Origin of the sequence: Pseudomonas sp. PHC1 (assembly GCF_046487845.1) — a bacterium.
In the GTDB taxonomy this organism is placed as follows: domain Bacteria; phylum Pseudomonadota; class Gammaproteobacteria; order Pseudomonadales; family Pseudomonadaceae; genus Aquipseudomonas; species Aquipseudomonas sputi.
In genome coordinates, this window is record NZ_JBJXHJ010000007.1 from 257,971 (window position 1) to 272,851 (window position 14,881).

At 62.0% G+C, this 14,881-nt stretch carries 16 protein-coding genes; 6 read left to right on the forward strand and 10 right to left on the reverse strand.

The window, feature by feature from the left end:
• The first annotated feature begins 67 nt into the window (after window positions 1-67).
• Window positions 68-1,288, forward strand: a complete 1,221-nt coding sequence (locus ACKJSM_RS13200) for an S-type pyocin domain-containing protein (RefSeq protein WP_410237766.1) — start codon at window positions 68-70, stop codon at window positions 1,286-1,288.
• A gap of 7 nt (window positions 1,289-1,295) precedes the next feature.
• On the forward strand, window positions 1,296-1,550 hold the full coding sequence (locus ACKJSM_RS13205; RefSeq protein ID WP_410237768.1) for a colicin E3-like toxin immunity protein: 255 nt from the start codon (window positions 1,296-1,298) through the stop codon (window positions 1,548-1,550).
• Window positions 1,551-1,613: 63 nt separating this feature from the next.
• Here the strand turns inward: ACKJSM_RS13205 and ACKJSM_RS13210 are convergent, their stop codons facing one another.
• Window positions 1,614-2,078, reverse strand: coding sequence for a glycine zipper 2TM domain-containing protein (locus ACKJSM_RS13210; protein ID WP_007969461.1), 465 nt, complete (start codon window positions 2,076-2,078; stop codon window positions 1,614-1,616).
• A 166-nt stretch (window positions 2,079-2,244) separates the two neighbouring features.
• Here ACKJSM_RS13210 and ACKJSM_RS13215 point away from each other — a divergent pair, with 166 nt between their 5' ends.
• Window positions 2,245-2,481 (forward strand): hypothetical protein, encoded by a 237-nt coding sequence (locus ACKJSM_RS13215; RefSeq protein ID WP_236181078.1) that lies wholly within the window; start codon window positions 2,245-2,247, stop codon window positions 2,479-2,481.
• Window positions 2,482-2,486: 5 nt separating this feature from the next.
• On the opposite strand, the gene pdxH is transcribed toward ACKJSM_RS13215, so the two are convergent.
• The 5 genes from pdxH to dinG form a co-directional block, all read right to left on the reverse strand.
• Window positions 2,487-3,134 (reverse strand): pyridoxamine 5'-phosphate oxidase, encoded by a 648-nt coding sequence (gene pdxH / locus ACKJSM_RS13220; protein ID WP_236181079.1) that lies wholly within the window; start codon window positions 3,132-3,134, stop codon window positions 2,487-2,489.
• A 24-nt stretch (window positions 3,135-3,158) separates the two neighbouring features.
• Complete coding sequence (locus tag ACKJSM_RS13225) at window positions 3,159-4,262, reverse strand: OmpA family protein (RefSeq protein ID WP_410237770.1); 1,104 nt, start codon at window positions 4,260-4,262, stop codon at window positions 3,159-3,161.
• Window positions 4,263-4,375: 113 nt separating this feature from the next.
• Entirely contained in the window at window positions 4,376-5,521 is a 1,146-nt protein-coding gene (locus tag ACKJSM_RS13230) for a serine hydrolase domain-containing protein (RefSeq protein ID WP_410237772.1), read from the reverse strand.
• Window positions 5,522-5,628: 107 nt separating this feature from the next.
• Entirely contained in the window at window positions 5,629-8,109 is a 2,481-nt protein-coding gene (locus ACKJSM_RS13235) for a beta-galactosidase (RefSeq protein WP_410237774.1), read from the reverse strand.
• 95 nt (window positions 8,110-8,204) lie between these two features.
• Complete coding sequence (gene dinG / locus ACKJSM_RS13240) at window positions 8,205-10,349, reverse strand: ATP-dependent DNA helicase DinG (protein WP_236181083.1); 2,145 nt, start codon at window positions 10,347-10,349, stop codon at window positions 8,205-8,207.
• A 99-nt stretch (window positions 10,350-10,448) separates the two neighbouring features.
• Between dinG and ACKJSM_RS13245 the strand changes: the two genes are divergently transcribed.
• Window positions 10,449-10,913 carry a CopD family protein gene (locus ACKJSM_RS13245; protein WP_410237775.1) on the forward strand — a complete coding sequence of 155 codons (465 nt, stop codon included), beginning with the start codon at window positions 10,449-10,451 and terminating at the stop codon, window positions 10,911-10,913.
• Window positions 10,914-10,984: 71 nt separating this feature from the next.
• Here ACKJSM_RS13245 and ACKJSM_RS13250 read toward each other — a convergent pair whose 3' ends face one another.
• The 4 genes from ACKJSM_RS13250 to ACKJSM_RS13265 form a co-directional block, all read right to left on the reverse strand.
• Window positions 10,985-11,743: a collagen-like protein gene (locus tag ACKJSM_RS13250; protein ID WP_410237776.1), complete on the reverse strand. Its 759-nt coding sequence runs from the start codon at window positions 11,741-11,743 to the stop codon at window positions 10,985-10,987.
• Window positions 11,736-12,014, reverse strand: a complete 279-nt coding sequence (locus tag ACKJSM_RS13255; protein ID WP_410237778.1) for a DUF1145 domain-containing protein — start codon at window positions 12,012-12,014, stop codon at window positions 11,736-11,738. The genes ACKJSM_RS13250 and ACKJSM_RS13255 overlap by 8 nt, the downstream gene beginning before the upstream one ends.
• 162 nt (window positions 12,015-12,176) lie before the next feature.
• The gene (locus ACKJSM_RS13260; protein ID WP_410237780.1) at window positions 12,177-12,899 is read right to left on the reverse strand and encodes an OmpA family protein; all 723 of its coding nucleotides are present in this window, start codon (window positions 12,897-12,899) and stop codon (window positions 12,177-12,179) included.
• 89 nt (window positions 12,900-12,988) lie between these two features.
• Window positions 12,989-13,684 (reverse strand): OmpA family protein, encoded by a 696-nt coding sequence (locus tag ACKJSM_RS13265; RefSeq protein WP_236178415.1) that lies wholly within the window; start codon window positions 13,682-13,684, stop codon window positions 12,989-12,991.
• Window positions 13,685-13,883: 199 nt separating this feature from the next.
• Between ACKJSM_RS13265 and ACKJSM_RS13270 the strand changes: the two genes are divergently transcribed.
• Together ACKJSM_RS13270 and ACKJSM_RS13275 are read left to right on the forward strand one after the other, a co-directional pair.
• The gene (locus tag ACKJSM_RS13270; RefSeq protein WP_011332778.1) at window positions 13,884-14,381 is read left to right on the forward strand and encodes a DUF6231 family protein; all 498 of its coding nucleotides are present in this window, start codon (window positions 13,884-13,886) and stop codon (window positions 14,379-14,381) included.
• A gap of 4 nt (window positions 14,382-14,385) precedes the next feature.
• Window positions 14,386-14,868, forward strand: coding sequence for a YchJ family protein (locus ACKJSM_RS13275; RefSeq protein ID WP_236178414.1), 483 nt, complete (start codon window positions 14,386-14,388; stop codon window positions 14,866-14,868).
• The last annotated feature ends 13 nt before the right edge of the window (window positions 14,869-14,881 follow it).

Sequence of the window (14,881 nt, forward strand, 5' to 3'; positions counted from 1 at the left end):
TCCTGCTTCATTAACGTCGTGCAGCCCCTTGCGAGGGGCTGCCGATGCATGAACGAAAGGACAATCAGTGGCTGTTCAAAAGGACATTCCCCGGGTTCCCAACCCACCGGCAGGCGACGGGCATCACGTTACCTACCGCTATATGACGGCCACCGAACTGGCCGATCAGCAAGACCGACAAGACAAGTACAACGCCATGCTGGCGAGGCAGGACGCCTTCGAGCGCAGCCGCGAGGTGGCGGCGAACAAGCCTGAGCCGGTGCGCGCGGGCTGTGTGTTCGCCAAGTCTTGCAAGCTGCCGGACGCGATCATCGATTACTCAAATCCGTCGGGGATGGTGCCGACTGACAGCCTGAAGGACTACGGCGAGCTGATTTTGCTCGGTGGCCGTCAGGTCGATGACAGCGGCGGGGTTGAGCTCAAGAAAATCAGCGGCACGGCCATTCCTGCGGGGCTGGGCACTTTTGCCCTTGCCGGTGAGGCGTTCAAGGCATTGCCCGCGATGGCCTCTGCTGCTGTCGCGACCCCACTGCTCGGTTTAGTGGCGATGTTCATGCCCTCGAACCTGGGCGACAGCGCGCTCTACACCGAAGACCAGTTGCTCGCCCTCAAACAGGCCCGAACCCGCGTGCGCTTGCGCGTTGAACAGCAGGCCGACGGGAGCCTCAAGGGTTACGGCTTCTACACCGGCAAGAATCGCGATTGGGAGATGGTTGATGTGGTGCAGTTCGCTGCACGCGGTAGCCGGTTTATTGCAGACCTTGGCGAAGGTGTTGAGCTGGTTTGGACGCCAGCTGTAGACGGGGCCGACATCCTCGGTATTCCGGCACTGGAGGCTGCTCCGCAGGCACCGCATATCTGGGTGTACCCACCGACGAAAGCGGCGGACGGGATTCTGGTGAATCCGGTTCATCCACCGGAGTATCGGGATTTCATATTGGTGTTTCCGGCGGATTCTGGGGTTAAGCCGCTTTATATTGTTCTAAATGTACGCGGCCATGGGACAGCCCAGGCTGGTCACACCTACCACCCAGCCCCTGAGACAGACGAAATCACCGCATTTCCAGGATTGAGGAGAGCGAAAAAGAAAACCCCGTACTCGGGTGGCCTCCGGGATCGCTGGATAGATGCAAAAGGGAGGACGATATATGAATGGGACTTTCTTCACGGCGAGCTTGAGGTCTATCGAGCGAGTGACGGTAATCATTTGGGTTCTTACGACCATAGAACCGGCAAGCAACTAGCCCCCCCTAAAGGGAAAAAGCGAAGCATCAAAAAGTATTTGTGAGGGATTTATGGGATTGAAAGCCAGACTCGAATGGTATGACAAGGAAACCGAACTGGGCGTAGGAGAGGAATTAACGAAAGACTTCGGTGACGACGGCTCTGTAATCGAATCACTCGGCATGCCAATTGAAAATAATATAAACAACGGCGGATTCGATTTGCTCTCGCACTGGGTGAGTATTCTCCAACCGCACTTTAAGCACGTCATTGATTCATCTTCTTATGACTACCAAATCGCATTCGTCTACCGCGATCACTGGTGAACACCAAACAAAAAACCCCGACCAGTCACCTGATCGGGGTTTTCTTTTACCGCTTGTTTGCGCTTAGTGCGAAACGCGGCTGGTGCCGCCAACGGTGGAAATCCGTACCCGCTCACCCACGCGGAACACTTCATTCTCCTGCACTTGCTGCACATAGGCACGCATGCTGCCGTCGTCTTCACGCACGGTGATTTCAACACCCTGGGTACGGGTCAGACCTTCTTCAGTGGCCGAACCGATCAGGCCGCCGGCCACGGCACCGATAACGGCTGCCACAATGCTGCCTTTGCCGCCGCCGATGGCACTGCCGCCGACACCGCCAACCACTGCACCGGCAGCGCCGCCGATCGGGGTCTTGGTGCCTTCGATTTTCACCGGACGCAGGGATTCGATCGTGCCCATGCGAATCGTCTGCACGCGACGCGCTTCGTCACGGGAGTAGGAGTCACCGGTCAGGCTCGACTGGCAGCCGGTCAGCAACATCGCCATCGTGGAAAAGGAAGCAACCAGCAGAACAGACTTACGCATAGCATCAACTCCAAAGGACAGGTATTCATTAAACTCCGCAGCTTGACGCCTGTCACGGCGTCGCCCGGATAAAATTGCTTTCATTCAGGCCCGGTACAGGCGCCCGCGAACTCACCCAACAGTAGCGCCAAATTCCGTTTCCTGCGCCGTCGACCCAAGGATTTCCATGGATTACTTCATCATTGTCGTCACCACTGCCGCCGGTCTGTACTTCCACGGGTGGCTGTATGTACGGATCAAACGCTGGATGGATCGCGACCTTGCCTTGTCACTGGCGGGCAAGGATGAAGACAAACGTGCCTTCATGCTCGAACGGCTGAAGCAGGCTCATTCGCAAAAGATCAAGCGCCGGGACCTGCCGAAATGGCTCGAAGCCGCTGCGGCAGGCTATCCCGCTCGGTAGACTGCTTAAGGTGCCAGACGTTCAAGAATCCAGCCGGCGCCCTGCACACGGTAGTTGAGGCGATCGTGCAGACGGCTCGCGCGGCCCTGCCAGAACTCGATGCGCTCGGGGAGCAAGCGGTAGCCGCCCCAGTGCTCCGGGCAGTGTGGCTGAGTGTCGGTGAAGCGCTGTTCGGTCGCCTTGAGCAAATCTTCCAGTTCACCCCGGCCGTTGATCACCCGGCTCTGCGGTGAAGCCCAGGCGCCGAGTCGGCTGCCCAGCGGTCGCACCTGATAGTACGCATCCGACTCTTCAGGCGTGACCTTCACCACCCGACCTTCGATGCGCACCTGGCGCTCAAGGGTCGGCCAGAAGAATGTCATGGCAGCAAACGGGTTCGCCGCCAGATGCTGGCCCTTGGCACTTTCGTAGTTGGTGAAGAAGGTGAAGCCCTGCTCGTCCAGGCCCTTGAGCAGCAGAATGCGGCAATGCGGACGGCCGTCCGCATCCACCGTGGCCAGGGTCATCGCGTTGGCTTCCACCGGCGCCTGTTCGGTTTTCACCGCTTCGGCGAACCACTGGTGAAACAACGCGAAGGGCTCGGCCGGGGCTTGCGCCTCGGTCAGGCCATCCCGGGTGTAATCACGACGCATATCTGCCAGAGACTGGGTCACGGCGCATTCCTTTTCGTTAGCGGATCACTTTTTGGTGGTATCGGTCGCAGCGACTTTCTTGTCGGTTGCAGCGGCTTTGGCGGGCGCGGTCTTTTTCGCCGGAGCCTTGGCCGGGGCCTTCTTCGCTGGAGCCTTGGCAGCGGCTTTCTTGGCCGGGGCCTTCTTGGTGGCGGGTACGGCAGCTTTCTTCGCAGCCGGCGCCGGGGTCACCGGTTTGGCAGCAGGCTTGACGTCCTGGGCCGCGACCAGAGTCACTGGCTTGGGTGCGGGCATGTTGTATTTGCTCAGCAGCGCGACCATGGTGTTCTGCGGGGTCACCAGCAGTTCGACACGGCGGTTCAGGGCACGGCCCTCAACGCTGTCGTTGGCTGCACGCGGTGCTTCGGAACCCATACCGCGCAGCATCAACCGATCACGTTGCAGACCGCTCAGACGGAAGATGGCCGCCACAGCCTGGGCGCGTTCCTGGCTCAACTTAACGTTGGCCGGAGCGGCACCGCTGGTATCGCTGTGACCGAGCACCAGAACGGCGGTTTTCGGATCGGCTTCGAGGATTTTCGCGACGCGGGTGAACGGACCGAGGGTCACCGGCAGCAACATGGCCGGACGATCCGGGTTGAACGAGCCTTCCACCGGCGCGGTCACGACCAGCACGTTTTCAAGGCGCTCGAGTTGCAGGTTGCTGTCCTTGATCGCGGTGCGCAGGCGCGGTTCGTAGTCATCCAGCCACGCCTGAGTCACTTTCGGATCGGGCATCGGCACGACTTTGGCCGTGTCCTGCTCCTTGCCGCCGAACGGCCACCACCATTTGCCGCCCTTGGCGGCCTCGGCCTTGGCGACTTCGACCGGTTTGGCCTCGGTCTTGACTTCAGCTTTTACTTCAGCCTTGTCAGCCGAGTCGTCCGAGCCAAACGGCCAGTACCAGGGACTGCTGCTCTCGGCCTTGGCCACAGGGGCCGCAGCGGCCGGTTTCAACGGAGCAGGCGCCGGAGCCGACTCCTTGGCTGCGACTTTGTCGGAAGAGCCGAACGGCCACCAGCTGCCGCCATCGGCGTCGGTCTTCGGAGTCTGTGCACAACCGGTGATTGCGAAACACAGGGCCAGGGCGAGAGTTTGTTTGGACGACATTGGAAACCCACAAAAAGAAGTAGTGAACAATCAGAGGACTTTCGCCCGGATAAACAGACGCTTTGAAACAAAAAACGCCATGAGGTTCCGGCCCTGGAACCCTGGGCGAGGCTTTACAGACAAGTGGCAAGCACCCGTGCCAGCTTCTGCGCGCGCGGATCCATCAAGACGTACGGCCCAAGGGTATTTGTCACAAATCCGAAGGCCACATCATGCTCCGGATCAGCAAAACCGATGGAACCGCCTGCACCCGGATGGCCGAATGCACGCGGGCCGAGGCCGTAGGTGGCGTTCGGCACGTCGGGTTGATCGAGCATGCAACCAAGACCGAAACGGGTACGGGTCAGCAAGGTCTTGTCCTCGCCGAGGCTGTGTTCGCGGGTCAGCTCATCAAGCATTTCGCTTTCCAGCAGGCTGCCGTCGAGCAGACCGGCGTAGAACCCGGCCAGACTGCGCGCATTGCCGTGGCCGTTGGCCGCCGGTTGCTGCATGCGCCGCCATTCCGGTTTGTTGGTGCTGGTGAGCACCGACGGCGGATTGGTGAAGGCCCGGGTGGTCATGGCCGTCGGCTCGCGCATGGTCACTTGCAGCAGGCGCTGGGCGGCGGCATCGCCGGTGTTGCCCTTGCCACGGGCAATGTGCGCCACGCGATGGAATTCTTCGTCGGCCAGACCGACATGAAAATCCAGCCCCAGCGGCTTGGCGACCCGCGCCACAATGGATTCCCCCGGCCCACGACCGTCGGCGCGCCGCAGCAATTCGCCGATCAGCCAGCCGTAGGTGATCGCGGCATAGCCGTGACCGGTGCCCGGCGTCCACCACGGAGCTTCGGCTGCAAGGGCATCGACCATGGTTTGCCAGTCATACAGCGCTTCAGGCGCCAGCAATTCGCGCAGGGCCGGCAGGCCGGCCTGATGGCAAAGCAGTTGGCGCAGGGTGACGGACTCTTTACCCGCAGCGGCGAATTCCGGCCAGTAACGGGCGACCGGCACATCGAGCTGCAATTTGCCTTCGGCCACCAGTTGCAGCGCGGTGACGGCGGTGAAGGTCTTGGTGCAGGAGAACAGATTGGCGATGGTGTCGCTGTGCCAGGCCTCGGCGCCGTCCTTGTCGGCGGTGCCGGACCAGAGGTCAAGGACGGTTTCTCCGCCGACCCGGATGCACAACGCGGCGCCGCGCTCCTGAGGATCGTCGAACAGTGCGGCGAAGGCTTCGCGCACCGCTTCGAATTGAAGCTCGTAATGTCCCTGAATCTGCACCCGCAACTCCCCCGTGAAAACGCTCTACAAAGTGGCCCGCATTGTTCCAGCCCGTGAGGGTTTTGGGAACCGCTGCGGGCCGGGCGGTCTTCAGGTTTCAGTCATGATCAGTGACCGTTGCCGGAATGCCCGCCGGTGTGGCCTGCGCCCTGCCCCGGGCCTTTGCCGGCATCAGCCTTACGGCCGCCTTCAGCTTCGTGGCCGGTCTTGTCCGCTGCGGCAGCCGCCTTCTGCGCCTCTTTACTCAACTGATCGACGGTCGCCAGGTTGCTCTTGCGCACGGCCTCGACAAAACCCTGGAATGGCAAATCGGTGACACCGACCAGGCCGAAGTGACCATTCTCGCCATCGAGCAGGCGCCCGGTCACCGGTTGATCCAGATACTGGAACCAATGCACGCCGACAATCGACGGTTCGCTCAGCGCCTGCTTGAGAAAGTTGGCGTAGGCCGGGCCGCGGTCTTCTTCCTTGCTCAACGGGGTCACGCCGCCCCAGAACGGACCACGGTCGGTGGAGCCGAAGTTGAATTCGGTGATCAGCACCGGTTTGTCGAGGCTGCGCAGCGCGGCGAAGTCATAACCGTCCTGCGGTTGCAGGGTGTACATGTTGAAGCTCAGCACGTCGCAATACTGGGCGCAGGACGCCACGGCTTCCGGGGTGCTGGTGGCGAAACGGCCACCGAGCAGCAACTGGTTCGGCGCATGCCATTTCAGCGAGTCGGAAATGGTCTTGAAGTAGGTGTCGGCGAAGACCTTCTGGAAGTGTTTGAAGTCAGCCTCGATTTGCGGATGCTCCGGATTTGGCAGCGGCGCCTCGAACCCAGGATCTTCCATCAATTCCCAGGCGGGCAGATCAATCCCCCAGGCCTTCGACAGCCCCGCCTGATTGCGGTACTTGTCGCGCAACTGCTTGAGAAACGCGCGTTTGGCCGGGACGTCGGTGGTCATTTTCAAGGTGCCGTAGGCCAGCGCGTAACGGGATTTCGGATCATCGCCGGGGCCGGCCCAGGCCAGTTCGTTGTCGGCGAAGTAGCCGATCAGCCATGGATCATCGCGATGATCGCGGGCAGCAATCGCCACGGCGCGTTCGGTGGCCATGGCGAAACGTGGATCGAACGGGTCAGGCATGCCGCCCCACCAGTCGGTACCGGTGCTGATGCTGGTGTAATCGCCGACGATCGACAGCGGCAAGGTGTACGGCAGGCGCTCGGCGTCACCGAGGACGGGGGCGCTCCAGTTACCGACGGTGTTGAAACCCCAGGCTTGCAGACGATCAAGCGTGTGAGTGGCCCACTTTTGTTCGTCGACGGTGTTTTTGCACGGTGTCGCAGCGCTTTGCCCGCTGGTGGCTGCCGACTCGGCGACCCCGGCTTTCGGCTGTTCGGAGGCGGCTACCGGTGCACGGGCGTTGGTTGCCGCCTCTTCTGCGGCGCCAGCCTTGGCGGCTTCGGCGACACCGGCCTTGTTGCCGCTGTCCGGGGTGCATGGCTCGCCATACAGGCGCTGAAGGTTGGCGCCATAGAAGTCGTACCAACGCCCGAAGTTGTAGCCACGGCCCTGATCCGCGCCGTTGCCGCCACGGTTGTCACCCTCGCCAAAATGGCTGGCCAGCGGCTCTTCGGGTTTTGGCAGGGATTCGAACATCCATTCACGGCCGGCCACGTAGGTCTGGTTGACCTCGGGGCTGACGGTGTTCACGCCCAGGGAATAGAACGGATGGCCCTCGGGCGTCACCAGATACCAGCGGCCGTCACGCTTTTCGGTACGGAAGAAACCACTGGCCTTGAACGCCGGGCCTTTGCTCCAGCCACCGAACTTGTCCAGCGAGGACTTTTCGCGCTCGGCCAGCCAGGTGTTCAGTTGTTGCTGTTCTTTGGCGGCGGCGGATTTCAGTTGTTCGTCATTGGCGACTTTCTCCGGCCACTTGCCGCGGGTCGACTGGCCATAGGCATCCACCAGATGGCCATAGGCGGATTTGATCAATTCGCCCTCGTCCTGCACGCCAAAACGCTCGAGCAACAGACTTTGCGCGGCTTTCGGTTGATCCATCGACAGACTGACCGATACCACCTGGCTGCGATCCAGCTCACCGCTGCTGCTCGCCAGCAGGACGCGCTGCCCGTCGATCGTCATCGGCATCACCGGCCCGGCCTTCATGCCCTGACTCAGTGGCGAAGTCGGGGTCAACGGCACCAGTAGGGTCTGCGCCGGACCGGCCGGCAGGTCAACGCGGCTGACCAGGGTCTTGCCATCGTTGCTCTGGATTTGCACGTAGACGGTCACCGCCCAGTTCATCGCGCTCTGGATGCGCAGGCTCATCATGCCGGACTGCGACCAGTCCCAGGCGCCAGTCTGCGGGGACAGACGCAAAGTCGGGCGGGCCGTCGGGTTGAACGTCACCCGGCGCAGCACTTCACCCTCGGGGGTCTGCTCGGCGTTGGCTTGTGGCAAATCGGCGTTTTCGGTCGCCACTTTCACCACATCGGCGGGGCGGACAAAGTTGAACAGGGTCTGCTGGCCGGCAGGTGCTGCGAATAAAGGTGCAGCGAAAACCAGGGCAAAAACGGCAGGCAACGAACGACGAATCATGAGAACGGAATTCTCCCTAACGACCCGCAAGGGCCAATGGAAAAGCAATGACAGAGAGATAGACAACGCGGCGGGCGAAACGGCCCACCGATGTCTCAGGATATTTCACGACGGAAAGGAGGCAACGCATTGAGGATCGCCTTGCCGTAGCGCTGGGTCACCAGCCGCCGATCCAGCAAGGTGATGGTGCCGCGGTCTTCTTCGGTGCGCAGTAGACGGCCGCACGCCTGGACCAGCTTCAGCGAGGCGTCGGGCACCGAGATTTCCATGAACGGATTGCCGCCCCGGGCTTCGATCCATTCCGACAGTGCGGCTTCGACCGGGTCGTCCGGTACCGAGAACGGGATCTTGGCGATCACTACGTGTTCGCAGTAGGCGCCGGGCAAGTCCACGCCCTCCGCGAAACTGGCGAGGCCGAACAGCACGCTGGAATCGCCGCCATCGACCCGCGCCTTGTGCTTGTTCAGGGTTTCCTGTTTCGACAGGTTGCCTTGAATGAACACTTGCTTGCGCCAGTCACGGTCGAGGCCGTCAAAAACGTCCTGCATCTGTTTGCGCGACGAGAACAGCACCAGACTGCCGCGCGAGCCTTCGACCAGTTCCGGCAGATCGCGGATGATCGCGGCGGTGTGGGCGGCGGCATCTCGCGGGTCGGCCTTCAGGTCCGGCACCCGCAACACACCGGCATCGGCGTGATGGAACGGGCTCGGCACCACGGCGGTGACGGCTTTTTTCGGCAAACCGGCGCGCATGCGGAAACGGTCGAACGTGCCGAGTGCAGTCAAGGTCGCCGAAGTCACCAGACAGCCGTAGGCCACGTTCCACAGGCTGCGGCGCAGGGTTTCGGCGGCGAGGATCGGGCTGGCGTTGACCTCGATGTCGAACAGCGAACCGCTTTCGGCCAGGGTCAGCCAGCGGGCCATCGGCGGGCTCTCTTCCGGGTCTTCGGCGGTGAACGCAGTCCACAATTCCCAGTTGCCGGAGGCACGGGACAACAGGCTGCCGAACAGCGGATACCACTCTTCGGCCTGATTGCTGGCGATGCCGATGTTGACCTCGCCGTCCATGCCTTCCTTGAGTAAATCCGTCAGACGGGTGAACAGGTCGTTGAGGCGGGCGAAGCCTTTTTTCAGCTCGATGCCCATCTCACGCATGTGCTCGGGAATCACCCCGCCGATGAAGCGGTGACGCGGACGCTCGCGGCCTTCGACGTCTTCGCCGGGCTTGAAGTCGGCGATCTGTTCGCAGGCGGTGAACATGAACTGCTGCTGGGTCTTGATCTCCCGCGCCAGCTCCGGCACCTGCTCGATCAGCTTGCCGAGGTCGCCCGGCAGCGGATGCTGGGCCAGCAGTTTGGTGAGGTTCTTGGCGGTGGTTTCCAGCCAGTCGGCGGTGGAACGCAGGCGCGTGTAATGGGCGAAGTGGCCGATGGCCTTGTCCGGCAGGTGGTGGCCTTCGTCGAACACATAAATGGTGTCGCGCGGATCCGGCAGAACCGCCCCGCCGCCCAGTGCCAGGTCGGCCAGCACCATGTCGTGGTTGGTGACGATCACATCGACCTTGCCCATGCCTTCGCGAGCCTTGTAGAAGGCGCACTGGCCGAAGTTCGGACAATGACGGTTGGTGCACTGGCTGTGATCGGTGGTCAGGCGCGCCCAGTCGGCGTCTTCCAGCGCGTTGGGCCAGCTGTCGCGGTCGCCGTCCCATTTATTGCCGGCGAGCTTCTCGATCATGCTGGTGAACAGCTTCTGGCTGGCCTCATCGACCTCGATCTTGAAACCTTCTTCTTCGAACAGCTGGGCCGTGGCAGTCTGCGCGTGGCCTTCCTGCAGCAGCATGTCGAGCTTGGACAGGCACATGTAGCGACCACGGCCCTTGGCCAGGGCGAAGCTGAAGTTCAGCCCGCTGTTGCGCATCAGGTCGGGCAAATCCTTGTAGACGATCTGCTCTTGCAGGGCGACGGTGGCGGTGGCGATCACCAGGCGTTTGCCGGCCAGTTTGGCCGTCGGAATCGCCGCCAGGCTGTAGGCCACGGTCTTGCCGGTACCGGTGCCGGCTTCCACCGCGACGATCGCGGGGTCGCCACTGCGCCGGCCTTCTTCGTCGGTGTCGATATCCCCGAGGACCTTGGCGACTTCAGCGATCATCAGGCGTTGGCCGTAACGCGGCTTGAGGCTCTTGGCCTCTAGAAAACGCGAGTAGGCGCCCTGGATCGTGGTTTTGAGTTCAGTGCTGATCATTGAGTGTCGGGCGCAAAAAACGCTGGATAAATTTTCAGTGGTTCGGATGGGGGGCTATCATACCCCGCGAATCAATCCTGCGCAGATCGGAGTACCCCAATGACACCTTTTAGCCTCGTTTACCCCATCCATGTACTGGCCGCGCTGGTGTGGGTCGGCGGTATGTTTTTCGCCTGGATGGTGCTGCGCCCTGCAGCGATGAAGGCCCTGGACGGTCCCGGGCGCCTGACGCTCTGGGTGGAAGTGTTTCAAGGTTTTTTTCGTTGGGTGTGGGGGGCGGTGATTCTGCTGCCGGTGACCGGAGTGGGCATGCTGCATCTGCAACACATCGCCTTCGACAACGCGCCGCGTTATGTGCAGGTGATGATGGGGTTGTATGTGGTGATGACCGCGCTGTTCATCCGGATTCAGGCCTTGATGCTGCCCGAACTGCGCGCGGCGGTGCAGGCCAAGGACTGGCCGGCCGGTGCGGCGGTGCTGGGGCGGATTCGCAAGGTGGTGGGGTTCAATCTGCTGGTCGGAGTGGTGCTGGTAGCCGTGGCGGCTGCCCGCCCGTCGTTCTGACAAGCGCGTTTTACCTGATCGTTCCCACGCTCCGCGTGGGAACGATCAACGTAGAAGGTGGGAGCAATCGATTACAGGCGCTGTACGGTGACAGACCCCGCCGCCCCCGCAGGCCCCGGCTGCCCGTCAGCCCCCGGCTTGCCGCTCTTGCCGCCGTCGGCGCGATAGACCAGGCAGCCCTTGGACTTGCCACCCGCCCCCGGCTTGCCGCCTGGACCGGCCGGGCCACCGGCACCGCCAGCAACTTCGACCTTGATCAGTTCGGCCGGAAATTCGCGCGGCACTTCAAGACGCACCAGTGCGCCCGGTGCTCCCGGCTGACCATCGCTACCGTTGCTGCCATCAAAACCGTGCCCTGCCTGACCCCAGGTGCAACCCGGCTCCTGGCCGTTGGCGCCATCGAGCCCGAAAAAACCCGGCGCACCGGTGCCGCCACGGGCATCGACCACCAGCTTCGGCGCATTCAACGCCTTGAATTGCAGATTCAGATTGCGCCCGGCGCGGGCGGCTTTTTCGTACGTGCCCGGTGCGCCACGGGCGGTGATCTGGCTGCCTTCGGCGAGTTCGGCGCGGATGACTTTCATATCCAGCGCCTGTTCGCTTGGCACGATGGCAATGCGCGCTTCGTGGCCCAGCTGCAGTTCGCCGACATTGAGCTCGGTCACGTTCGAGGGAATCAGCAAGGTGCCGTAATCGGCGACCACCAGTTTTTCCAGCTGCAAAGTGCTGGCGGTGTTCGGCAAACGCATCAGGGAGTTGGTTTCGACGCTGACCACCTGGGCGCAGGCCAGAGGACTGATGAATGCAGCGAGCAGGCAGAGTTTACGCATGGGAAGCCTCCGGAGCGGCCGGGGCCGGGATGGTTTGCAGGTGGAATACGCCGAACAGCAGGATGCGGCCACGGTCACGCCAAGGGTGCTGACGCCCCTTGAGGCTGTGATTGCACAGCAGCACTTCGAGGACGTGGATCGCCAGCAGCAGGCCACCGGCCAGATTGACCAGCAGGTGCAGCGGATGAACAAACGGCACCAGCTGATTGGCCAGCACCACGCAACAGAACAGCAGGGTCAACAATCGCCCCAGCCCACAGAACACCTTCATACGCTCCCCCGTGTTGCGAATTATTCTTTGGGCGCACAGTAACGGCTTCTGCTGGGGATAAGCCAGAGGGAAAAATGAAAAAAACCGGACCACTGCCGGATGGCTGCCGGTTCGACGATGATCATCGACCGACAGCTCTAGCCTGAGGACTACAGACGCATCCTAACGATTGATGTGCAGTTCCACCCGACGGTTCTGCGCACGCCCCTCGTCCGTGTCGTTATCGGCGACCGGCTCGCTCTCGCCGCGCCCTTCACTGGTGAGTTTGTTCGGCGCCAGGCCCTGGCTCAGCAAATATTCCGCCACGCTGCTGGCGCGACGCTCAGAAAGCGCCTGGTTGTAGGCGTCCGAACCCTTGCTGTCGGTGTGGCCGATGACCTTGATGCTGACCACGTCGGCATTGCGCAGTTTGTCCATCAGCGTGTCCAGCTGGCTTTTCGCAGCCGGTTTCAGATCGGACTTGTCGAAATCGAACAGCACGTTGCCGGCATCATTGAGGGTGATGACTTCGGTTTGCGGGGCCGGTTCGGCGGGTTTCTCGGTGACCGGGTATTGCGGCAGCGGACAGCCACGGTGGTCGACCGGGGTGTTGGCCGGGGTATCGGGGCAACGGTCGCGGCGATCGAACACGCCGTCGTCGTCTTCATCGCCATCCTGGGCGTAACAGATCAATCCGCCGGTGAGGATCCCCAGCGCAGCGCCACCGCCGGCCCAACCGCTGCTTTCGAGCGCGCCGAGACCGCCGCCGACCAGTCCGCCAATAAGGCTGCAGATCGGCCAGGTACGTTGATTGAGGGGAGCGGTGCCATCGCTGTGGGTGGCGCAACCGGTCAACAGGCTGCCCAGCAGCAGAACCGGCAAGACGGACCTTGTAAGAACACTCATCGTTAAAGCTCCTGTGTCACCGGCCCATACCGGTTACACAGGAGTAAAGACCCGCATCCGCGACTGCACAAGCCGCGGATGCGAGGGGGCTAGCGGTTGATTTTGATTTCGGTACGACGGTTCAGCGCGCGACCGTCAGCCGTTTTGTTGTCTGCCACCGGCTGGCTTTCACCGGCACCGGTCACCGACACGAAGCTGCTTTGCGGTACGCCGCTTTCGACCAGGTACTTGACCACCGAGTGCGCACGGCGATCCGACAGTTTCTGGTTATAGGCATCGCTGCCGACGCTGTCGGTGTGGCCGGTCACGGTCAATTGCGCGGTACTGGATTCCTGTTTCAGGCGCGAAGCGACTTTATCCAGGACCATTTTGTCGGCCGGGGTCAGCGTGGCCTTGTCGAACTGGAAGTGAACATCGCGGATGACAATGGTTTCTTCCTTGACCACTACAGCTTCTTCGACCACTGGTGCAGGGGCTGGTGGAGGGCAGCCGTCGGCATCGACCTGTACGCCTTTAGGCGTGCCCGGGCACTTGTCGCGACTGTCCGGCACACCATCGCCGTCTTCGTCGCCATCACCGTGAACCCAGCAATAGGCCGCTGCCGTACCGCCGACGAGTAACGCGCCATACCCCGCCCATGCGGAGCTTTCGGTCGCACCGAGCCCCGCACCGACGACACCTCCGACTGCCGCACAGGTCGGCCAGTCGGTTTTCTGCAAACCTGCACAACCAGTCAACACACTGGTTAGCAGAACCAAGGGTAATGCTGTCCGAACTATGCTCATCTAGTTTTCTCCTGAGGGATCGGCTTAGAACCGATTCAGGGAGTAAAGACCGGAGTTTTAATCTCCGCCAGCAATAGGCCATTGCCGTTTGTGCACCTGTTCACGGGATTTCGAAGAATTTGCCGCAAACCCGCAGGACAGAGAGCTAGGCCTTGGCGTCCGGGCAGGCTAGTCTTGGCGCTCTGATTGAGGAGCTTCGATGAACGTCGCCATTTCTTCCCGCACGCCGCAGCAGGCATTGGCCGCCCTGCTCGACCGCTACGCCCCGGCACGTCTGCTGCTGATCGGCGCCAGCGAGTTCCCGGCGCTGGCTGCCTTTAAAGAAGCGCACCCGGACACCTGCGTTGCGCACGCCGCGCCCGGTGCGTTGCCGGCAGAATTGGCGGCGCGCCGTTTCGACCTGGCGCTGGTGGTCGATTGCCTGGAACATTTGCCCAAGCGTGACGGCCTGAATCTGTTGGGCGGGATCCGCAACCTCAACGCCAGCCGCATCGCGGTGCTGGCGGATCTGCCGGCCAGCGGCTGGCAGGAAACCGACTTTTACTCTCTGGCCCTGCAAGCCAGCGAACGCTTCGCCCGCGACGAACAGGTGCTGACCCTCTTCACCTACGATCTGCTTGACTACAAACAAGTCCCCGACTGGCTCAACTCGCGATTCTGGGCCAATCCGGAAAACTTCGGGAAATACTGGTGGTAATGCCATGAGTACAGCCATTTGCCCCTGCGGCAGCGGCAACCTGCTGGATGCCTGCTGCGGTCACTATCACGCCGGCCACCCGGCCCCGTGCGCCGAAGCCCTGATGCGCTCGCGCTACAGCGCCTATGTGCTGGGCCTGATCGATTATCTGGTGGCCACCACCCTGCCCGCCCAGCAAGCGGGGCTGGATCGCCAGTCGATCAGCGACTGGAGCGCCCAGAGCACCTGGCTCGGCCTGGACGTGGAAAGTTCGGAAGTGCTCGGTGGCCAGCCGGAACACGCGTTCGTCACCTTCACCGCACGCTGGCATGACGGTCAGGGCGAACACAGCCACCGCGAGCGCTCGTCATTCGTGCAGAACAGCGGACGCTGGTACTTCATCGACCCGACCGTGCAACTGAAGCTGGGCCGCAACGACGCCTGCCCGTGCGCCAGCGGCCAGAAGTTCAAGAAATGCTGTGCGGGGTATTTCGGCAGCGGAAGCTAGACTGGGCAGCAAA